Below are 20,200 nucleotides of genomic sequence, written 5' to 3' on the forward strand. Positions count from 1 at the left end.
TGGAGTCACATATGATGATGTGCAGCTCGCTTTGATTTTATTTCAAAATGTAAAGTTCAACATCCTGAATACCAAATGTGCTCACGGATTGCTTGCTGCCAGGAATAAAGATATCGATCTTGTGTCCTTTAATGGCACTGCCCACATCACGAGCCGTAGCGACAAATGCCTGTTTTGGCAGTCCTGGATGTGTATGACCTGTCACCAGTACCTTTGTACCCAATGGAATGATACTTGGGTCTACTGCAATGGTACCCAATTCAAGCGGATTACCGAAGTAATCCACAGCACCCCATCCTCCATTTTCGGAAGCATCAGCGGAGTATGCTGTTGCTTTGACGTCGACAGCTTTGCTGTAATCAAACGTTTTTCCCCAGGCTTGTACAACTTTACTATCTGCATTAACGTCAAGGCTTGCGGCAGTTACCGTTTTGGCCTCCGTTTTTGCTGCTGCAGCAGAAGCTGTGTTTGTTGTTTTACCAGGGATCGTAATTTTCAAACCACCATAAATGTTGTAAGCTGAAATGTCATTATTAGCTTTAATAAGAGCGTTAAGTCCAACTCCATATTGTTTGGATAAGGTGTAGAAGGTATCCCCCTCTTTGGCCACATGAACTGAATCAGCATGAGCCGGAACGGCCTGAATGAGCATTGCTGCTGTCAGCAAAGCTGTTGCTGTTTTGGCTATACGTTTCTTGTTAATCATGGTCTTCCTCCCTCATTATGCCTGCGAAGTTAGTTGTCGGATTCGGATGGAGGAAACCACCCTATAGGTTCAATTACATTTAAGAATTTATGTAGCCCTAATTCACCCCAAGCCGTGTGCAAATAATTCTTCCCCTAGCACACTCTGCATCGTTACATCCCCCACACTCCCAACTCCGGAAGTTTCGGCAGGAACAAATATATCACAATTTTGTAACCAAGGGTCGTAGTAAATGTTACCATCTGGCTAATTCACTTCAATATTTAGGCTGAATTCAAGCCGTTTTTTCAAATAAATGTCTATTTGAGCTTTAATCATTGATGACAGAAACGTTACTTTTTATGTAATTCCGTGCGTATCCTTACATAAAAAAACAATCCCTGCCGACGGTTCGTCGACAGGGATTGTTGAGGGGATGAAATTCTCATCCAAAGTATAGATTTTGCATTTTCATCTTGATCTTCATCCTTATTATTGGATGGTATTAGAGCACTTTAGCGAGGAAGTCACGTGTACGTGCATGCTTGGGCTCGCCAAACACTTCAGCAGGCGTTCCTTCTTCTACAATAACCCCACCATCCATGAACAGGATACGGTCTCCTACTTCGCGTGCGAAGCCCATCTCATGGGTTACAATAACCATAGTCATGCCGCCCTCTGCAAGCCGCTTCATGACATCCAGTACTTCACCGACCATTTCAGGGTCCAGTGCTGAAGTAGGCTCGTCAAACAGCATGACATGCGGCTGCATCGCAAGCGCTCTTGCAATAGCGATCCGTTGTTTCTGTCCACCGGACAGCTGATTTGGATAAGCGTCTTTTTTGTCAGATAGGCCAACCGTCTTGAGCAAATCTGAGCAGATTTGTTCCGCTTCGTGTGCAGATTGTTTTTTCACTTTAATGGGAGCAATCGTAATATTCTGTTGCACCGTTTTGTGCGGAAACAGATTGAAATGCTGGAATACCATCCCCATTTTTTCACGTGTTGCATTAATGTTATGTTTGGGGTCAGTGATCGATACACCTTCAAAATTAATTTCGCCTGAAGTCGGCTGCTCCAGCAGGTTCAAACAGCGCAAAAATGTACTTTTCCCCGATCCGGACGGACCGATGACCACGACAACCTCGCCTTTGCCAATTGTTACATTAATGCCCTTGAGCACATCGTTATTTCCATATGATTTGTGTAATTGTCTAACGTCTATCACTTGCACTCAACTTCCTTTCCAGTCGACCCAGCAGCTTGGACAAAATGAACGTCAGCACAAAGTAAATGGCCGCTGCAATCAGGAATGGATTCATTCCTTGGTACGTAATGTTTTTGACTACACTTGCCTGGTACATAATGTCCACCATACCAATAACCGAGATGATGGAGGATTCCTTGATAATGGTCACGAACTCATTACCGATCGCCGGCAACACCGCTTTGAACGCTTGTGGAAGCACAATGAAGCGCATGGCCGCACCTCTACCCATTCCCAGGGAACGAGCTGCTTCCAACTGGCCTCGATCCACACCCTGTATACCAGCACGGAAAATCTCGGCAAGATAGGCACCACTATTAATGGATAGTGTGATAATCCCCGCCTGAAGTGGCGTGAAATTAATCCCCAACGTTAGAGCAAGACCGTAATAGATAATCATCAACTGAACCAGCATTGGTGTACCACGAATAACTTCAACGTAAGCTGTTCCGATCCAACGCAGAATGGAAACGTCATGCAGACGGAACAAACAAATGATCAAACCGATAATTACCCCGAAGATTACACCGAGTGCAGACAGTAAGAGGGTGTAGCCCACACCTGTTGCATAAAAGCTTTTGTACTGCCAGAACACTTGGAAAATGTTTTGGTCTTTTTTCACCTTGTCTGCCATCAACTTGCTTGCTTCAGTAACCATCTGATCGATTTTATTTTCGCTTTTCAGACGCTCGAGCGTTCCGTTCACTGCACTCAGCAATTCCGTATTTCCCTTACGAATCCCGATTGCCGCTTCGGCCTGCTCTTCATCCGGAATAGCTGGAGCTAATCCAATCACGTCATCCAGGTAACCGGCAGCTACTGTATCCTCAACGATTGCAGCATTTACACGATTGGTCTGCAATTGCAGTACGATATCAGATATTTTATCAAGTGCTGTCAATTTTGCACCTGGGATTCCCTGGCCAATCGTTTCCTGAATGGAGCCTTTTTGGACACCAATTTTTTCATTTTCCAGATCAGCCATGGTTGGATATTTATCTTTATCCGCATTGCGAACCATGATGACTTGCTTTGATTTATAATAGGTATCGGAGAAGTCAATGCTTTGTCTACGATCATCCGTTGGCGTCATTCCCGAGATGACCATATCCACCCGACCACTCTGCAACGCAGGAAGAAGTCCGTCAAAACCCATATCCTCTATTACAAGTTCTGCGCCAAGATCGGCAGCAATTTCTTTAGCAATCGAAATATCAAATCCGACAATTTGGTCTTTACCATCAATCACTTTATGGAATTCATATGGTGCAAAATCGGCACTTGTACCGAGCACCAGCTTTTTACTGCCTGAATTGCTTGTAGTTCCCGTTGCCATCGCAACAGGTACAACCGTAGTTAGCAAGACCACAAAAGCTAGCAGCATCATGGTGTAACGACTAATCAATTTCAACCCTGTTCTCCCCTTATAATACTTTGTATGCTTTCTGTTGTTGATGCCTGAGTCATTATAAAGTAGAATGCATGATTATGCAATGCATTTCGACAGGATTCGATTACAGCCCGTTTCTGAAAAATAACCGCAACTGTGATATAATTATTGAATTATTTTCATTTTTGCTTAAGGAGTCCATCATGACACATACCAAAACACAAATACTAACTGTTATTGACCAATATGCTTCCCGTTTTAAGGAGATTTCATCATACATTGGTGCCAATCCCGAACTTGGTAACGAAGAATACCTTGCTTCTGCTCGGTTAAAAGAAGAACTTGCCTACCATGGTTTTTCTGTAGAAGCTCCTGTCCTTGGTTTGGACACCGCATTTATCGGTACGTATGCTGCTTCCAAACCAGGTCCGACGATTGCCCTGTTATGTGAATACGACGCACTTCCGGAAATCGGTCATGCTTGTGGGCACCATCTAATCTGTATGATGAGCCTCGGAGCTGCGGTAGGTCTGAAGTCCATACTGGATGAAGTCGGCGGAACATTAAAAGTGTTCGGTACGCCAGCGGAAGAAACGCGTGGGGCCAAAGTGCCTATGGCTGAAGCAGGATTGTTTGATGACTGTGATGTCGCACTAATGGCGCACCCTTATTACGCCTATGAGAAATCTGGAAGTTCCCTGGCTATTGATGCTGTACAATTTGAATTCCATGGGAAATCTTCACATGCTGCTGCAAGTCCACATGAAGGCATTAACGCCCTGGATGCAGTAATTCAGACGTTTAATGGCATTAATGCGTTCCGTCAACAAGTGAAAAGCACGGTTCGTATTCATGGGGTTATCAATAGCGGAGGACAGGCAGCCAACATCATACCTGACTACGCTTCAGCACAATTCTATGTACGTGCCTCGACGAGAAAAGAGTTGGATATTCTCACTCAACGCGTAATTCAGATCGCGGAAGGTTCTGCTTTGCAAACGGGATGCCGGCTTGTTACATCTAATTATGAGACTTCCTATGATGAGATGGTCACGAATGAATCGTTATCTGCTGCTTTTAGTGCTAATCTGCTTGAACTGGGTATTTCTCAAGAGGAGATCGTGAGTGGTAACGACCATGGTTCTATGGATATTGGTAACGTATCCTTGCGTTGTCCTGCGATCCACCCATATATCCGTGTTGTGGACGAAGTTCATACGCTTCATTCCATTGAATTCCGGGATCTGGCGTTACAGGAACGAGCCCTGGACGGTATGATCCTTGGAGCCAAGGCAATTGCTGCAACTGCTTATGATGTTCTTACACAGCCTGGGCTGCTGCAAACCATTCAAACAGAGTTTAAGCAAGCAAGTCGCTAAGTTTTTCGCAAAATGCTGCGTATTTGCAGCAGGGTGTTCTGCAGGACCTGCATTTCGGGTCTTAAGGAGCGCCCTTTTTGTTTTATCATAAATACGTATATACGGACACAAGCTGGAAATGCTGTGAAAAGAAAACGTTGAAAAATGTTGAAATCTTTACATTTAGCGGCTGAACTAATGGTTCACATGCTGTCTAACTTGGTTATTTATAGCTATAACTTTATCTTGAGATCAGGAGGTGTTGTCATGCTGCTCGAAGCGATGTATCACGTTCCACGCGATAAATGGGCTTATGCTTATAATCCCTCGACGATTCACCTGCGTGTACGAACGAAGAGAGACGATGTACAATATGTGACTGCACTGACTGGTGATAAATACGATTGGAATGGAACCTATAAGGAAATTCAATTGGAAAAAGCGGCTTCCGACAATATGTTTGATTACTGGGAAACTGCAGTTAAGCCCAAATTCAAACGTCTGACTTACATCTTTCGCATAACCGCCGGTACCGAAAATATTTATTTGGCTGATAACGGAATTCATTATACTCCCCCGTATCCTACAGGAGGATATTATGAATTTTCCTACATTCATGAAATTGATGTATTTAAGGTTCCCGAATGGGCTAAAGAAGCCGTGTTCTACCAAATCATGACCGAAAGGTTTGCCAATGGTAATCCCGATCTGAACCCGGAAGGAACCCAGGAATGGGGCGGTCGACCTGAACTGGATAACTACTTTGGCGGAGACCTGCAAGGTGTTCTCAATCACCTGGATGATCTGACTAAACTCGGTGTTAACGCCATCTACTTTACCCCTCTGTTCCAAGCAAACTCTTACCATAAATACGATACCGTTGATTATAAAAAAGTAGACCCTCAATTCGGGGACAATGAAATGCTCAAAAAAGTAGCAGAACAATGTCATCGCCGCGGAATCCGTGTCATGCTGGATGCGGTATTTAACCATTGCAGCGAAGACTTCCCTCCTTTTCAGGATGTCCTGAAGAACGGCAAAAACTCCAAATATGCAGACTGGTTTCATATTAATGAATATCCGGTGCAGATCAAGGATGGTATACCAACCTACGATACCTTTGGATTTTATGGCAATATGCCCAAGTTCAATACCGCCAATCCCGAAGTAAAAGACTATTTGCTTGATGTGGCTGAATACTGGATCAAGGAGATTAAACTAGACGGTTGGCGACTCGATGTTGCGAATGAAGTGGATAACCATTTCTGGCGTGATTTCCGCAAAGTAGTCAAAACCGCCAATCCGGAAGCCTATATTGTAGGCGAAGTATGGAGTGATTCCCTGACATGGCTTATGGGAGATCAATTTGATTCCGTAATGAACTACCCTTTTGCTGACAAGGTGCTTGAATTCTTTTGTGGTTCGATGGATGGTTATAACTTCGCTAACGAGATGGGCTCACTCATTATGCGTTACCCGCAACAGACGAATGAAGTCATCTTCAATATGCTGTGCAGTCATGACACCCCACGTCTGCTTACTCGGGCCGGAGAAGACAAACGCAGATTAAAATTGTCGGTTGTGTTTCTTTTCACTTATATTGGTACGCCCTGTATATTCTATGGGGATGAGGTTGGTATACGTGGAGAAGGTGATCCGGATTGCCGTAAATGCATGCAATGGGACCCTGCCAAGCAAGATAAGGAGCTTTATGACTTCTATCGCCTGATGATTGATTTGCGGAAAAGTAATGAGGCTCTTCGCAAAGGCCGCTTCCGTTTTTTGAAGGCCGATCACAATGATCCATGCATCATTTATGAACGTATGGATGACTCTCTTCACTTTACGGTGTGGATGAACAATACTCCGCTAGAACGTACACTGTCACATCCGATGGAAACCAAGGACTGGAAGGATGCTCTAACCGAAGATGCTGTTGTTCCCACCAATGGAGTGATGAATATTAAACTTGATCCTTACGGATACCGTATTTTGTATAGACAATTGGAACCGAGCTAACTACTTGCCAGAAAAACTCCTGAAGAATTGAATAACCTTTTAATGATCATCGGATGCTCAGGAGTTTTCTGACAAAGAGCTCAAATTTAGGCTATAACTTCGTCGTTTTCAAATCCCCTTTTGCATCTATGGTTATTTTCCACCGCGTAGAATTTGGACCAAGCATGACAATTTCATTTATTAATTGATATAGCGTTCCATTATTGTCTTTAACCAGATCAACGACTATGTTTTTCCCATTTGTAAAGGGACTTGCACCAAAGAGATAACGTCCCGTCGCACTTGCCGCAGCCATCAGCATGTTATCTCTTATGATGTTGCCCTCCACCGTATTATTAACCATGTCCAGATACACTGCCCACCATGTTCCCTCATATTTCAAACGATTTCCAGTGACGATATTGTTGGAGCCACGAACTTGAATACATGTGCCTTTTCCTGCAACTGAATTGTGAGAAAAGGTACAATCATTATGCAAACTGACCATCCGGTCAGGATTGGTCGTCTCAAAGCCTGGCTCAATGATGTTGCTCGATGCAATCACTCCATTGGCAATATCCATTGCTATCCCCGCTTGGGCAATATAATTGCCTTTTACGATAATATGACCATCCGCCACAATTCCCCAGTGTTTACCTCTTGGAATAATAATGTTGTCTGATATAATTCCGATGTCCATGCCTTCTGCACCTGTACTGGTTTTCGCTTCTATGGCAGCAGTAGCACTTGGCCTTGAGATGGTGTCGATCAGGTTTCCCTGGATTACAAACAAATGGTTGCTTAAATCGTTGGGATTATATTGGGAGGGAAGGAAAGATACTGAAATAACAGACGTGATTTTGATATTCTTAAAGACATTGGAGGTTACAAAGGCACCTTCAAAACCGATAAGCCCAACACCAAATGCTGTTCCAATCAGGCTATTGCCATGTATGTGCAGATTTTTGGCTCCAGTCTCTCCTCCCTCATTGTTACAGGTAATCCCACCACCGACTGTAGGCATATGATTCACTTGTTGTCCGCCTGAAAAAGAAGCAAAATCCGAATCACTGGATAATACAGGCGTGTGTAGAAAGTTATCGATGATCGAAACATGCCATGTTCCCTTGACCAGGATGCCATCCCCAAGATAGCGATAACAGTCATTCTCACGAATCACCACAAAAACCAAATGACTCCGAACTGCAATCGGTTCCTCTCCCAAGTGATGAAGTTTATTGTTTCTTATGACGACATTTCGGGCGGGATTGTCTTGACTGCTGGAACCATTGACTCCAATGCCATCGGTAAATTTACTAATATCGTTATTTTGCAACAGTACATTGCTCGAATTCTCGATGTATAAACCTGTCTTGCTTTTACTCCAAGCTGCTTGAGTCGTACGAACCAAGGTCAAGCCACTTATCTCTACATGATTGCTTCCTTCGATTCTGATTCCCTGATCGGAGACCTCCAATATTGCGCCTGGCAACGCTTTGATGATAACAGACCTTCCACTAAACGTATAGAACCAGCCCGTCTTGACAACTTTATAGTGCCCTGGCGTAAATAATAAAACATCACCTTCTTGTGCTGAGTCAAAAAAAGCTTTGATCTGGGCTGTCTGATCGCTTCCATCTCCGGGAGCAAAACTCCTCACATTAATAAAACTGCCTGTCAGCGTGGATTGCACAGCGGCAATATTTCCCATGATCTGGCCAAACATTTCATTCATTTTGACGGCATTATATCCGTCGACACTGCTTAGAGCCTGCAAATTAGGATTGTAATCAGAGGTAAAATTAATGTAGTTGTTCATTTTAAATTCGCCTCCTCTTATGATCGTACAAAAAAGCCACAGTACAAATATACTGCGGCTCATTTGTGCAAAACTATTTCACAGATTCAAGCGTTATTCGGCGATAAATATCCATATACTCTTCAGCTGAGACGTTCCAGCTGTAGTCTCCGCTCATTGCATTTTTCACGATCTTTTTCCAGTGCTCGGGCTGACGGTAAAACTTCTCGGCGCGGCGAATGGTGTTCATCATGTCATGGGCGTTAAAACTGGTGAAAGAGAATCCATTCCCCTCACCGCTGAATTCATTGTATGCCTGCACCGTATCGTTCAGACCCCCGGTTTCCCGGACAAGTGGTACACTGCCATAACGGAGTGCAAGCAATTGGCTAATGCCACATGGCTCGAACCTCGATGGCATCAAGAACAGATCACTGCCGGCATAGAAGCGGCGAGATAACCCATCATTGAAGGTAATCTGAGCAGACATTTTCAGCGGATAACGATTAGCTGCCTCACGGAACCAGTGCTCATAAGCCGGATCCCCGGTACCCAATACTGCGAATTGAATGTCGTCATAGTACAATAATTCATCCAGTACACGACATACCAAATCCAAACCTTTGGAATCCACTAGCCTTGTAACCATCACCATAAGTGGAGCATCCGGACGTACTGGCAATCCTAATTCCTTTTGCAGCTCGATCTTGTTCTCGATTTTCTTGGACAGGCTGGTTCTGTATTTAACCGCAATTTTATTGTCCGCTGCAGGGTTATAACTCTTAGTATCAATACCGTTAACAATCCCACTGAAACGATCGCCCAAGGAACTGAGTAATCCATCCAGACCATAGCCATAGTAGGAGGTTTGTACTTCCTTGGCGTAGGTAGGGCTGACAGTTGTTACATGATCCGCAAAAACGACTCCTGCCTTCAGGAAATTGACATTGCCATAATATTCTGCCCCATCCACCGTGAAATACCGATCATCCAGCTCAAGCAGATCACTGAATAAATCATGTGGAAACACACCTTGATATAACAGGTTATGTATCGTAAAAACCGTTCTCATTTCACTGTAAAAAGGATCATGAGCATAGTGAGCTTCCAGTAGTAAAGGAATCATCCCCGCGTGCCAATCGTGACTGTGCAGCACATCCGGCTTAAACTCAATTTGCGGCAGCACCTCGAGAACAGCACGATTGAAGAAGGCAAAACGCTCCCCGTCATCCATATACCCATACACGCCATCCCGTCCAAAATAGTATTCATTGTCCACAAAGTAGACAGGAATCCCGTCATGGACAAGCATCTCTATTCCACAATACGGTCTGCGCCAACCAAGAGGAACATCTGTCGTAATGACAGACTCCATTGCCTCTTTATACTCATCCGGAATGCCCTTATATTTGGGTAAAATGACACGAACATCTGCCCCACTCTTCTTTAATGCCTGTGGTAATGCGCCGATGACGTCAGCAAGGCCTCCTGTTTTGATAAATGGATGTACTTCAGCAGCAGCAAATAGAATATTCATGCCTTCGTCCTCCTTTTGGGTTTAACTGTAGTGCTTTCTGCGGTTTTACTGGTTCTAGTGGTACTGGCTTTTGCTCTGACGGATTGAACTTCAAGGGGCAATGCATCCGTTTTCCGACGTGTATTCTTTTTTAAAATAACTACGCTTAGCGGTGGCAAAACAACTTCCAAACTATGTGGTTGCCCATGAAAAGGAATCTTTTCAGTAGTAAGCTGCATATCATTGATAATGCCTGATCCGCCGTAATCGGAATGATCACTGTTCAGAACTTCGGTATACATACCGGGACGCATGACACCAATCCGGTAACGCTCCCGCTTGACTGGCTGAAAGTTAATGAGCACAAGGAGTGTATCCGCAGGTTTTTTTCCTTTGCGCACATATGAAATGACACTTTGGTCCTGATCATCCGGAGTGATCCATTCATAACCGTCAAAGGAATGATCAAGCTCCCACAAAGCTTTTTCGCCCAAGTATAGCTCGGACAGATCCCGCTCAAACTTGTGGAGTTTACGGTGACTGTCGTAGTTCAGCAAAAACCAGTCCAGTTGATCTTCATCTTTCCATTCGATAAACTGGCCGAATTCTCCACCCATAAACAGCAGTTTTTTGCCTGGGAAAGTCATAAAGTACCCCATGAAGGCACGCATGCCGGCAAACTTCTGCTCGTATGTTCCTGGCATCTTGTCTAGGAGCGACTTTTTGCCATGAACGACCTCGTCATGAGACAGAGGAAGCACGTAATTTTCAGCAAAGGAGTATACGACCGGGAATGTCAGCAAATGATGTTTGGAAGGACGTTCGTGAAAATCGGATTCCATGTAATCAAGTGTATCGTTCATCCAACCCATGTTCCATTTGTAGTTGAAACCTAGCCCACCCTGATCTACTGGTGAAGTAACCATTGGCCATGCACTGGATTCTTCTGCCATCATCAGCGCATAGGGAAAGTACTTGAAGACTGTTTCATTCAACTGCTGCAAAAAAGTAACAGCTTCCTTGTTTTCCAGGCCACCTTCGTTATTCGTTCGGTATTGACCTGGCTGCTTTTCGAAATCCAACTTAAGCATACTGGTTACGGCGTCGACCCGAAGTCCGTCGAAATGGTACATCTCCATCCAGTACAACGCATTCGAGATCAAAAACGAACGAATTTCAGGTTTAGAGTAGTCAAAGCTAAGTGTGCCCCAACCTGGTCTCTCTGCTAACAATGGATCTGCATATTCATACAAGGGCGTTCCATCAAACAAACGCAAGCCATGAGCATCCTTGGCAAAATGCGCGGGGACCCAATCAAGCAATACACCTATACCTGCCTGATGTAGCGTATCAATTAAATACATCAGATCTTTAGGATGCCCATAACGGCTGGTTGGCGCAAAGAATCCAGTGTTCTGATACCCCCACGAAAGGTCGTAAGGATGTTCACTCAGGGGCATCATCTCAACATGGGTATATTTCATCTCCAATAAATAAGGAACAAGCAATTCCGCAAGTTCACGATAACTGTAAAGAGTTCCGTCTTCTTTCCGTTTCCAGGTTCCAGCATGCATTTCATAAATATGTAGAGGTTTGTTATACACGCCTCGTTGTTTGCGTCTCCATGCGCCATCATTCCATTTGTAACCTTCAATGGAGCTGGTGACCGATGCCGTACGCGGACGAACTTCCGCCTGGAAAGCATAAGGGTCTGCTTTAAGCAATTCAGTACCATCTTCCGTTAATATACGGAATTTGTATAAAGTTCCTTCACTGATTTCCGGAATAAAACGACTCCAAAATCCAGAATCGGGTATCTTATATAAAGGTTCCTGTTCACCTTTCCAACCATTACGGTCTAAAGCCAGTCCAACTTCTGTGGCATTCGGAGCCCACACGGTAAAACGATACCCCTGACGATGATCTTCGATCGCAGGCTGTGCGCCCATTATTCGATAACTGTGATGAAGGTTTCCTTCATGAAACAAATAAATGTGCTCCGGTGAAATTTCCGGGTTTGTTAACGGTTGAATGGCCAAGAGATCACCTTCTTCTCCAGAAAATAGATATAACATTAACCATTACCCCATTCTAGCCAAGTTGAAAAGAAAAATGCGGTGTGTAAAAAAATGTTGTAATTTTTCAGGATTTTTACAGTATACATCGTTTCAATAGCTCCGCATTGCGTTTATGTATGTACTACACTGGACAAATATCTTGGGAGGGAAACGATTATGTTTAATAAAGATTGCATCGCTATGCTGTTGGCGGGAGGAGAAGGGAAGCGATTAGCCCCTTTAACCTCAAGTATCGCAAAACCCGCTGTACCGTTTGGCGGGCACTACCGGATTATCGATTTTCCTCTCAGCAACTGCGTAAACTCAGGCATCGACACCGTAGGTGTTCTGACGCAGTATCAAGCTGATTCATTACATGATCACATTGGTGGAGGAGAACCTTGGGGACATGGTACTTCAAGTGAGGCAGGAATTTCCTTACTTCCATCTTATCATACAGGAAATGACGAATACTTGGGAACCGCGGATGCTATTTATAAAAATATTGACTATATTGACCAACAAAACCCCGAAAATGTTCTAATTTTGTCGGGTGACCATATCTATCATATGAATTATCGTGAAATGCTGGAAGCTCATACTGCAAATGAAGCGGTAGCGACGATCTCCGTTATGGAAGTTCCATGGGAAGAAGCCCATCGCTTCGGCATTATGGCAGCGGATGAGAATCTGAGAGTTACCGAGTTTGCCGAGAAACCGGCCGAACCGAAAAGTAATCTGGCTTCCATGGGCATTTACATGTTCAAATGGGAATACCTGAAGCGCCACTTGCTCGAAGATGCCGCTAATCCGGAATCCAGCCATGACTTCGGTAAAGATGTGATTCCTCAAATGTTGAATGAGAACACCCCTCTCTTCGTATATAACTTCAATGGTTATTGGAAAGACGTGGGTACCGTGAAGAGTTTATGGGATGCGCACATGGATCTGCTTCATAACGATGAAGACTGGAGCCTGCAAAAAGAAGACTGGCCGATGTTTACTCGTGAGTGGAGAACTAAACCAAGTGCATACAAAGCACGTCAGACACGTGCTGAGCTCCTGCACTCCATGATCCATGAATCCTGCGCCATTGATGGCCGGGCTGAACGTTCTGTTATTTTCTGCGGAGCCGAAGTTGGTAAAGGTTCTGAGGTTAAAGACAGCGTGATCATGCCGAATGCACGGGTAGGCCGCGGTGTTCACATCGAACGCGCCATCATTGGTGAAGGTGCCATTATCAAAGATGGTGCCATTGTCAAAGGAACGGCGGATGAAATCGTGGTTGTCGGACCGAATGAGATTGTCTCCGCCAAACCGGCTGTGCGCACACAACCTGTACGCATGCTGAAAGATGTTTACGAAAAAAGCGGGCGTCTGCGCGCTGGTGAACTTTCTTCATAAACATAAAGAAAAGGCGAGCCATATATGGCTCGCCTTTTTGTTGCGAAAACAAATTTATGCAGAAATCAATTTTTTTTCGGATCAGATTCTGCTTGAGTTAACTTCGCATCGACACTTTCTTCGGCTTCATCAGTCTGCATTATGGTTTCCTCCACCGTCTCTTCCTCCGGTAAAGCTGGTAACGTCACCGTCACCGTTGTTCCCGTCCCGAGTTCACTTTGCATGATAATTGTTCCCTCATGCAGTTCTACTAATTCCTGCGTAATAGCAAGTCCAAGCCCTGTTCCACCGTTCTGGTGATCGACCTGGAAGAAGCGATCACGCACCTTGATTAAATGCTCTTCACTGATACCAATACCCGTATCCTGAACAGCAGCTATAATCTGCCCGTCTTCTTCTTTGACCGATAAAAAGATCCAGGAATTCTCATGCGAGAATTTGATCGCATTGTCTACAATGTTCAGGAAAACTTGTTTTAATCTGTTACCATCCCCAAAAACATTGAAAGCACGATTTTCATCACTTTCTAACTTGAGATGTATCTGTTTTTGCTCAGCTTTTGCCCAAACATTCAACATGGTTTCCTGAACAATCTCACGAATGCTGACGGTTCCTTTCACCAACTTCATCTGATTTTGCTGCAATTTGGAGAAATCGAGCATCTCTTCTACAAGTCCGATCAGACGCTCCGTTTCTTTAGAGATAATACTCATTCCAATTCTCGTTTCATCCGGATCGTATCCACCGGAGTCCAGCGTCTCACTCCACCCTTTGATACTGGTCAGGGGCGTTCGCAATTCATGAGAAATGGAAGAAATAAAATCGTCTTTGATCTGATTGCTGCGTACAATTTCATGTGCCATAAAATTCAAAGTAGATGCCAGTTCGCCTAATTCATGTTTGTAGTTTCCCTTAACTCTGACATCCAGACGTCCTCGGGCCATTTGAGCGGACACCGCCGTAATGTTGTTAATCGGTCGTACTATGGAATTGGCCATACCTATACTGATGATCAAGACGATTGCCAGTACGCCAACACCTACTGCAATCGCAAGCATCCCCATGAACAATAACTTGGAATTCACATTTTCGAGCGATGTTAGGTATCGAATAACATACGTATTTTCGCCGCCTAGATCAAACTTGTGGGAAACGGCCATGACCTGCTCTCCTGTACCTGGTTGTCTGCCTACCCAACGTCCCATACTGCCATTCAACGCCTGTTGGATATCACTCGTTTGCAGCACGGCCCGGTCAGACTCAAATGCAGTCGAACTCGCTAACACATGACCGTTCAGATCCAGAATCTCAAGTTCTGTATTAGATAATTCCAAATTAACAAGTAATCTGGACAGATTATTTCCATCTTCCGAATTACTCTCACGAGCTAGAGGCTCAAAAAAATCCTTCGAATTGGAGATATGGGTACTGATTGTATTGTAGATGCTCTCATAATAATATCGTTGCACCGCCAGCATAAATACGAATTCCACCAACAGCAGAGCCAGAAAAACTACAATGAAGTAATGTAGTACAATCTGCCGTGTGATGCCTTTTTTGATCATTGATCCCGGCCCTTCCATTTGTAACCGTGACCCCATACAGTCTGCAGGTATTCAGGTTCGGAAGGATTGTTCTCAATTTTCTGGCGCAAGCGGCGAATGTTTACGTCCACGATTTTGGGATCACCCATATACTCTTTGCCCCATACATGATCCAGCAGCACATCTCGACTAAGCGGTGTATTTTCTTTTTCCAGGAAAAATTGAATCAAAGAAAATTCAGTTGGTGTTAACTCAATTAATTCATTTTGCTTCTTGAATTGCTTTGAAATCAGATCCAAAGAAAATGGACCAGATTGGAATGTAACCTTGGCAGCTGTCTCCCGGTGAACGTTCACCCGGCGTAGCAAAGACTGAATGCGTGCAATGAGCTCTGTTGGACTGAACGGCTTACTTACGTGATCGTCCGCGCCAACGGAGAGCGCATAAACCTTGTCCTGCTCCTGTACTTTGGCTGTAAGGAAAATAATACCCAGACGTTCATTCGTTTCACGAATACGACGACACACTTCAAATCCGTCAATTCCAGGAACCATAACATCCAGCAAAGCCAAGTCGATATCTGGTACGGATTGCAAAATGCGAAGCGCCTCGTGTCCATCTCCCGCTTCGAGTACTTCGAACCCGTTTCTCTTCAAATTAATAACAATAAAACTGCGGATGGATTCTTCATCCTCTAGAATAAGTACTTTACTCATTAAGTTCTTCCTTTCTATTCAGTTGCGGTATATTGTCAAGCAATCCACCATCGGCATCCAGTTGTGCACCGCGGGAAGCAATGACCCGATCATTCGTCCGGGTAATTTCTTTCCAACTTTTGCCTTTTTCCTGTTCCCACTGAGAAAGCGTGAAATACTTTATTTCACCTACGGTTTCATCGGTATCAATCATTTTAAAACGGATGTATTTTTCCTTTTCCGATTTGGTATCGATGGTAATCTTTCCATACCACTCCGGCTTCAGATTCAAATGGAATAAGTCAGCATCATCCCGATATTGGAATGAGACAAATTTCTTATCATCCTTGCCATCCCATTGATAGAAAGTATAGAACCACATCCGGGAATCAAATACGTAATGCTCCCAGCCTTTAGGTGTTTCCTTCAAGCCAAACTCAATAATACCATCATTGTCGACATCACCGCTTAAAATTTTGTCATCTCTGTAGGTTTGATCAGGCGATTTAAAAGCATTCACTAACTTATTATCTTTTACGTATATGATCTGTGAAAATGTACTTCGGTCATCCAACTCTGAATCCAGTACAATACCCACTTTATCTTTGGCAATCTGACCACCGAGAGCATTATATATTTCTTTCACAGTGTAGTCCGTCTGCATTCTATCAACTTCCTTGAAACTTCCGTCGTCGTACTGATATAACGCAATAGATGCAAATCCGCTATTATTCAGGGATACGATTGCGAAATCATTTTTCTTGTCCCCGTTTAGATCGAGGGTGTTCCCTTGAACATCATCTATAATATATTGATTATAAGGAACACCTCCCAACACTTGTTCAAGTGCTCCGGCTTTATAAGAATAAGCAGTTAACGCTTTCTGTTCTTGTAAACTCACGCCCAGGATAATATCCGGATTCCCATCATTGGTAATGTCCAATACTTTGAATGATTGCAGTTCATTTCCCGGAACATCAAATGTCAACTTCTTAACCCATGAATCCCCCTGCTCCTCCAATAACATGCCATGAATTCGCACGTTCTCATTCGGAGTCTCATAGAAAACGATGGCTTCCCGAGTACCATCTCCGTTCAGGTCTTCAACACGAATCATACTGGTATTATTCATGTCTTTGGGGCGAATCAATTTGCTTTCGGGTGGCTGTTCCCGCTGAACCACATTTAATAATTTTTCCTTGTCTGTAGACATCATTGGTTTTCTCATCAAACCCTTAGGATCGCTTATAACAGTACATCCGCTAAGGACTGAACCGAGCAAGATACTTACTGCTCCCCCCGCTAACAGGCGCCCCCACCGTGAATTAAGCAAATTCATCACTCTTTTCAATAGTTTAAATCATATTTTTTTCTTGCTGTGTCAACCGACGTCCACGTATATCAAAAGCAATCTTGCCTTCCGCAAGACCCCAGATGCGGGTCGCATGTTTCTCTGCCATTTCAATCGGCAATACCGCAATCACGGTAGCCCGTTCCTCTTCGCACAATTTGCGCAGCGTTTCCAGCACCGTATCTGCTGTATGAGGATCAAGTCCGATGACAGGCTCATCTGCCAAAACAACTTTGGCGCCATGCGCAAGCGCTCTGGCAATCGCGACACGCTGCTTCTCGCCACCACTGAGCTTCTCTGCCGTCTGGTGGGCTTTATCCAGCAATCCGAGCCCTTCCAGATAATCCATCGCACCCATATAATCATCGGAACGAACCATACCTGTTACCATTCTCCACAAAGGAGTTTGACCGGACCGACCGATCAATACATTTTTCAAAGCTGTACGTCTAGGATACAATTGCGGATTCTGTTCCAAGTATGCCCATTCCCGTTTAATTTTCCGTTTTCCGGACCAACCTTCTTTTATAATCTCGGCGCCGTCCACCGTAAATTGACCACTATCCCATTTTTCCATCATAGCAAGGCATTTAAGCAGCATGCTTTTCCCACTGCCACTTGAACCCACTACTCCAATCATTTCTCCCTGTTGCATATCGAATCGTATATCCCGCAGAACCGGAACCCGGTCCGCTCCAACGGATTTGCTTAAACCCTCAACTCTGATCATCGCGATGTCTCCTCTTGTCCATGTTTTTCCCTACTACTAGTGTACTCGGAAATGGACATCAATTTCCATGCGAACACCAGCTTCTATTTTACCACAGATTCAAGCATAGGTTTACGACGAAATAATACACCTGCTGCACCAAAAAGAAGATACATGAATCCAAGCAAAATAAACATGCTTCCTGGTGAAATCCAGTTGATCACTTGCCCACCCAGATTCGGTCCAATGATGCTTCCGATTGTAAAATGAAATGAGGCCACCACGTTCGCTGCAGGCAGCAGCGCTTTTGGCAAAATATCTGCGGCATAGGCCAGGCCAAGCGAGAAAAATGAACCTACCAGACCTCCTGCTATGGTCAACAGCACAAGTGTCCACCAGAAATGTGTGCCCGCAACAGGAACCAGCATGAAGATGATACCTCCTGTAATACCTGCAAACATTAATGTTTGCTTACGTCCATAACGGTCACTCAACATGCCTAAAGGTAATTGCAGGAATAGACCACCTATTCCGACAAAAGGAAGTAATGACGATATCTGATTGGCATCCAAACCAATACGCAGGCCGTATACCGGAAAATTGCTGTTCATCCCGGCTTCCATGTACCCGTACAATAACGCCGGCAACAGCGCATACCATGCCCAGGCCAGACTTCGTCGGAAACGGCGTTCAGGCAGTTGTCCATGTTCGGCCTTTTCCGGCTTCGTATCGGGAAGCTTCATTAATACAAGGATAAGTACAGCAGCCATACATACGAATAATACCCAGAATGGAACGGCATCTCCAAAACCAAGTAGTTTGATTCCCAATGGGCCAATACTGAATCCTAAACCATAAGACATGCCGTATAAAGAGATGTAACGTCCGCGTTTTTCGGGTGCGGTCACCAGTAGCACCCATAATTGGGCAGAATAATGGAGTGCACTATCCCCGATTCCGACGACGAGACGCAATATGAACCAAATTTTGATATCCGGAAAATAAGGAAACAGAATGAGGGGAATCATGACAAATAACAGTCCGCCGATAATCAGCTTTTTGAAACCAATAGCTCCCAGCAACCGTTCCGCCACCAAGGTCATGGCAAAAGAGCCAACGTACAGTGCGGCTGCATTCAAACCGTTTAAACCCGGTGAGACTCCCTTTTGCTCCAAAAAAATCGAGAGCACCGGTAATAAAAGGCCCTGACTGATCCCCGCCACAACAATAACGGTAATCAGAATGAGATAGTTTGATGTAGAATGTGATAATTTTGGGGTGGTTATAGATGACACAAAAATCATTCCTCCTGCAAGCATACAAAGAAAAATCGCCATCACTGACGACCTTTCAGATGTTATATCTATTCTATTGATCATGCATGGTTAAGCCAGGGGTTTTGCCCTGGACTTGAACATTATAGTGGACAACGCCCTGCAAAACAAGCCATAATAGTACTTAAGTCGCTGCGTACATTTAGATGTGACGGGAGGATTCTGCATCATATGGCTTATCATGTTAAAATCGATGTTTCACCGATATATGAAATGCTCAACAGCTTTTTGGTCTATGTAACGAAGAAGTGGATTCAACATCTGGATGTTGGCCCCGAATGGATCATTGAGGTGGAAGGCAAACTAAGTTCCAACGTTCGTGCAGCGCTCGCACCTGCTGCCACCTGGCCTTTTGATGACTTTGATGTATTATTTGCATGGGCGGCCTATCGGAACACTTCTAATGAGAATATTGATTTTCTGGATATGCTTGCTGGACTAACAGCCGAAGAGCTGTTCGCACGCGTATCTGTTCTTCTTCCCCATCTTACCATAGAAGAATCTACACGTATTCGGGATAGCTATGTGCCACTTTTACGACTCTGGGATCAGCATTACTGCCAGAATATGAGTGAGGATTATCGTACCTGGCTTGAGGAAGACGCTGAAGAGAAACGCGTACTGCTTGATAAAATGGGGCCTGAACTCCTTATTGAATACGCTACTGCGGGTGTTCTGGTTGAACCGATGCCTGGACTGGATGAAGTTATCCTGTTTCCAACCGTCCACAACCGTCCTATTAATATGTACTGCTTCTATGAGGGCATGATGATCATGCAGTATCCTGTAGACGCACCCGAAGAGGATGAAGACCAACCACCAACCTGTCTGCTTCGTTTCACACATGCCCTGGCTGATCCGGAAAGACTCCGTCTGCTCCGTTACGTGTCAGGTGAACCGAAGTCTCTCGCTGAGATGTGTGAGGAGTTGGGTAAAGACGAGGATATGGTTAAAGATCAGGTTATGGCATTACGCATCGCCGGACTACTACGAACCCATCTGCTCGGCAGTAATCGTAAAGAGAAATACAGTATTCGACCAGATGGCGTATCTGAATTGAATATGTTCCTGGAATCTTATATACGCATATAAAA

General features: G+C 44.4%; 15 protein-coding genes and 1 riboswitch. Of the genes, 4 read left to right on the top strand and 11 right to left on the bottom strand.

Annotated features, from left to right (window positions below):
- Positions 1-37 precede the first annotated feature (37 nt).
- The 3 genes from HP548_RS17185 to HP548_RS17195 form a co-directional block, all read right to left on the bottom strand.
- Positions 38-706 (bottom strand): 3D domain-containing protein, encoded by a 669-nt coding sequence (locus HP548_RS17185; protein WP_063562812.1) that lies wholly within the window; start codon positions 704-706, stop codon positions 38-40.
- 2 nt (positions 707-708) lie between these two features.
- Positions 709-906: riboswitch (cyclic di-AMP (ydaO/yuaA leader) on the bottom strand.
- Positions 907-1,190: 284 nt separating this feature from the next.
- Positions 1,191-1,913, bottom strand: coding sequence for an amino acid ABC transporter ATP-binding protein (locus HP548_RS17190; RefSeq protein WP_076289142.1), 723 nt, complete (start codon positions 1,911-1,913; stop codon positions 1,191-1,193).
- The gene (locus HP548_RS17195; RefSeq protein WP_409347664.1) at positions 1,900-3,288 is read right to left on the bottom strand and encodes an ABC transporter substrate-binding protein/permease; all 1,389 of its coding nucleotides are present in this window, start codon (positions 3,286-3,288) and stop codon (positions 1,900-1,902) included. Before HP548_RS17195 ends, HP548_RS17190 begins: the two co-directional genes overlap by 14 nt.
- Before the next feature lie 257 nt (positions 3,289-3,545).
- On the opposite strand from HP548_RS17195, the gene HP548_RS17200 reads away from it, so the two are divergent.
- Complete coding sequence (locus HP548_RS17200; protein WP_175382352.1) at positions 3,546-4,721, top strand: M20 family metallopeptidase; 1,176 nt, start codon at positions 3,546-3,548, stop codon at positions 4,719-4,721.
- 246 nt (positions 4,722-4,967) lie between these two features.
- A complete protein-coding gene (locus HP548_RS17205) occupies positions 4,968-6,719 on the top strand; it encodes an alpha-glycosidase (protein WP_076289141.1) in 1,752 nt (583 codons plus the stop codon).
- A 91-nt stretch (positions 6,720-6,810) separates the two neighbouring features.
- Here HP548_RS17205 and HP548_RS17210 read toward each other — a convergent pair whose 3' ends face one another.
- The 3 genes from HP548_RS17210 to glgB all read right to left on the bottom strand — a co-directional run bounded on the left by HP548_RS17210 (position 6,811) and on the right by glgB (position 12,087).
- On the bottom strand, positions 6,811-8,517 hold the full coding sequence (locus HP548_RS17210; protein ID WP_175382353.1) for a right-handed parallel beta-helix repeat-containing protein: 1,707 nt from the start codon (positions 8,515-8,517) through the stop codon (positions 6,811-6,813).
- 73 nt (positions 8,518-8,590) lie between these two features.
- Complete coding sequence (gene glgA / locus HP548_RS17215; RefSeq protein WP_175382354.1) at positions 8,591-10,033, bottom strand: glycogen synthase GlgA; 1,443 nt, start codon at positions 10,031-10,033, stop codon at positions 8,591-8,593.
- Entirely contained in the window at positions 10,030-12,087 is a 2,058-nt protein-coding gene (glgB, locus tag HP548_RS17220) for a 1,4-alpha-glucan branching protein GlgB (protein WP_281364877.1), read from the bottom strand. Before glgB ends, glgA begins: the two co-directional genes overlap by 4 nt.
- Before the next feature lie 159 nt (positions 12,088-12,246).
- Here glgB and HP548_RS17225 point away from each other — a divergent pair, with 159 nt between their 5' ends.
- Complete coding sequence (locus HP548_RS17225) at positions 12,247-13,473, top strand: glucose-1-phosphate adenylyltransferase (RefSeq protein ID WP_076289137.1); 1,227 nt, start codon at positions 12,247-12,249, stop codon at positions 13,471-13,473.
- A 65-nt stretch (positions 13,474-13,538) separates the two neighbouring features.
- Here HP548_RS17225 and HP548_RS17230 read toward each other — a convergent pair whose 3' ends face one another.
- The 5 genes from HP548_RS17230 to HP548_RS17250 form a co-directional block, all read right to left on the bottom strand.
- Complete coding sequence (locus tag HP548_RS17230) at positions 13,539-15,038, bottom strand: sensor histidine kinase (protein ID WP_099856271.1); 1,500 nt, start codon at positions 15,036-15,038, stop codon at positions 13,539-13,541.
- A complete protein-coding gene (locus HP548_RS17235; protein ID WP_063562821.1) occupies positions 15,035-15,733 on the bottom strand; it encodes a response regulator transcription factor in 699 nt (232 codons plus the stop codon). The genes HP548_RS17230 and HP548_RS17235 overlap by 4 nt, the downstream gene beginning before the upstream one ends.
- Positions 15,726-16,940, bottom strand: coding sequence for a hypothetical protein (locus tag HP548_RS17240; protein WP_125477273.1), 1,215 nt, complete (start codon positions 16,938-16,940; stop codon positions 15,726-15,728). Before HP548_RS17240 ends, HP548_RS17235 begins: the two co-directional genes overlap by 8 nt.
- Before the next feature lie 127 nt (positions 16,941-17,067).
- A complete protein-coding gene (locus HP548_RS17245) occupies positions 17,068-17,793 on the bottom strand; it encodes a phosphonate ABC transporter ATP-binding protein (RefSeq protein WP_076289134.1) in 726 nt (241 codons plus the stop codon).
- A gap of 83 nt (positions 17,794-17,876) precedes the next feature.
- Positions 17,877-19,076: an MFS transporter gene (locus HP548_RS17250; protein ID WP_111619562.1), complete on the bottom strand. Its 1,200-nt coding sequence runs from the start codon at positions 19,074-19,076 to the stop codon at positions 17,877-17,879.
- A 201-nt stretch (positions 19,077-19,277) separates the two neighbouring features.
- On the opposite strand from HP548_RS17250, the gene HP548_RS17255 reads away from it, so the two are divergent.
- On the top strand, positions 19,278-20,198 hold the full coding sequence (locus HP548_RS17255) for an ArsR/SmtB family transcription factor (protein WP_090899820.1): 921 nt from the start codon (positions 19,278-19,280) through the stop codon (positions 20,196-20,198).
- Positions 20,199-20,200 lie beyond the last annotated feature (2 nt).

It is taken from the genome of Paenibacillus taichungensis (genome assembly GCF_013359905.1).
GTDB lineage: Bacteria > Bacillota > Bacilli > Paenibacillales > Paenibacillaceae > Paenibacillus > Paenibacillus taichungensis.

Bases quoted from the DNA above. Each gene is read 5' to 3' on its own strand.
- HP548_RS17185 (WP_063562812.1), bottom strand. From the start codon at position 706: ATGATTAACAAGAAACGTATAGCCAAAACAGCAACAGCTTTGCTGACA.
- HP548_RS17195 (WP_409347664.1), bottom strand. From the start codon at position 3,288: ATGGCAACGGGAACTACAAGCAATTCAGGCAGTAAAAAGCTGGTGCTC.
- HP548_RS17200 (WP_175382352.1), top strand. From the start codon at position 3,546: ATGACACATACCAAAACACAAATACTAACTGTTATTGACCAATATGCT.
- HP548_RS17205 (WP_076289141.1), top strand. From the start codon at position 4,968: ATGCTGCTCGAAGCGATGTATCACGTTCCACGCGATAAATGGGCTTAT.
- HP548_RS17210 (WP_175382353.1), bottom strand. From the start codon at position 8,517: ATGAACAACTACATTAATTTTACCTCTGATTACAATCCTAATTTGCAG.
- glgA (WP_175382354.1), bottom strand. From the start codon at position 10,033: ATGAATATTCTATTTGCTGCTGCTGAAGTACATCCATTTATCAAAACA.
- glgB (WP_281364877.1), bottom strand. From the start codon at position 12,087: ATGTTATATCTATTTTCTGGAGAAGAAGGTGATCTCTTGGCCATTCAA.
- HP548_RS17225 (WP_076289137.1), top strand. From the start codon at position 12,247: ATGTTTAATAAAGATTGCATCGCTATGCTGTTGGCGGGAGGAGAAGGG.
- HP548_RS17230 (WP_099856271.1), bottom strand. From the start codon at position 15,038: ATGATCAAAAAAGGCATCACACGGCAGATTGTACTACATTACTTCATT.
- HP548_RS17235 (WP_063562821.1), bottom strand. From the start codon at position 15,733: ATGAGTAAAGTACTTATTCTAGAGGATGAAGAATCCATCCGCAGTTTT.
- HP548_RS17240 (WP_125477273.1), bottom strand. From the start codon at position 16,940: ATGAGAAAACCAATGATGTCTACAGACAAGGAAAAATTATTAAATGTG.
- HP548_RS17245 (WP_076289134.1), bottom strand. From the start codon at position 17,793: ATGATCAGAGTTGAGGGTTTAAGCAAATCCGTTGGAGCGGACCGGGTT.
- HP548_RS17250 (WP_111619562.1), bottom strand. From the start codon at position 19,076: ATGATTTTTGTGTCATCTATAACCACCCCAAAATTATCACATTCTACA.
- HP548_RS17255 (WP_090899820.1), top strand. From the start codon at position 19,278: ATGGCTTATCATGTTAAAATCGATGTTTCACCGATATATGAAATGCTC.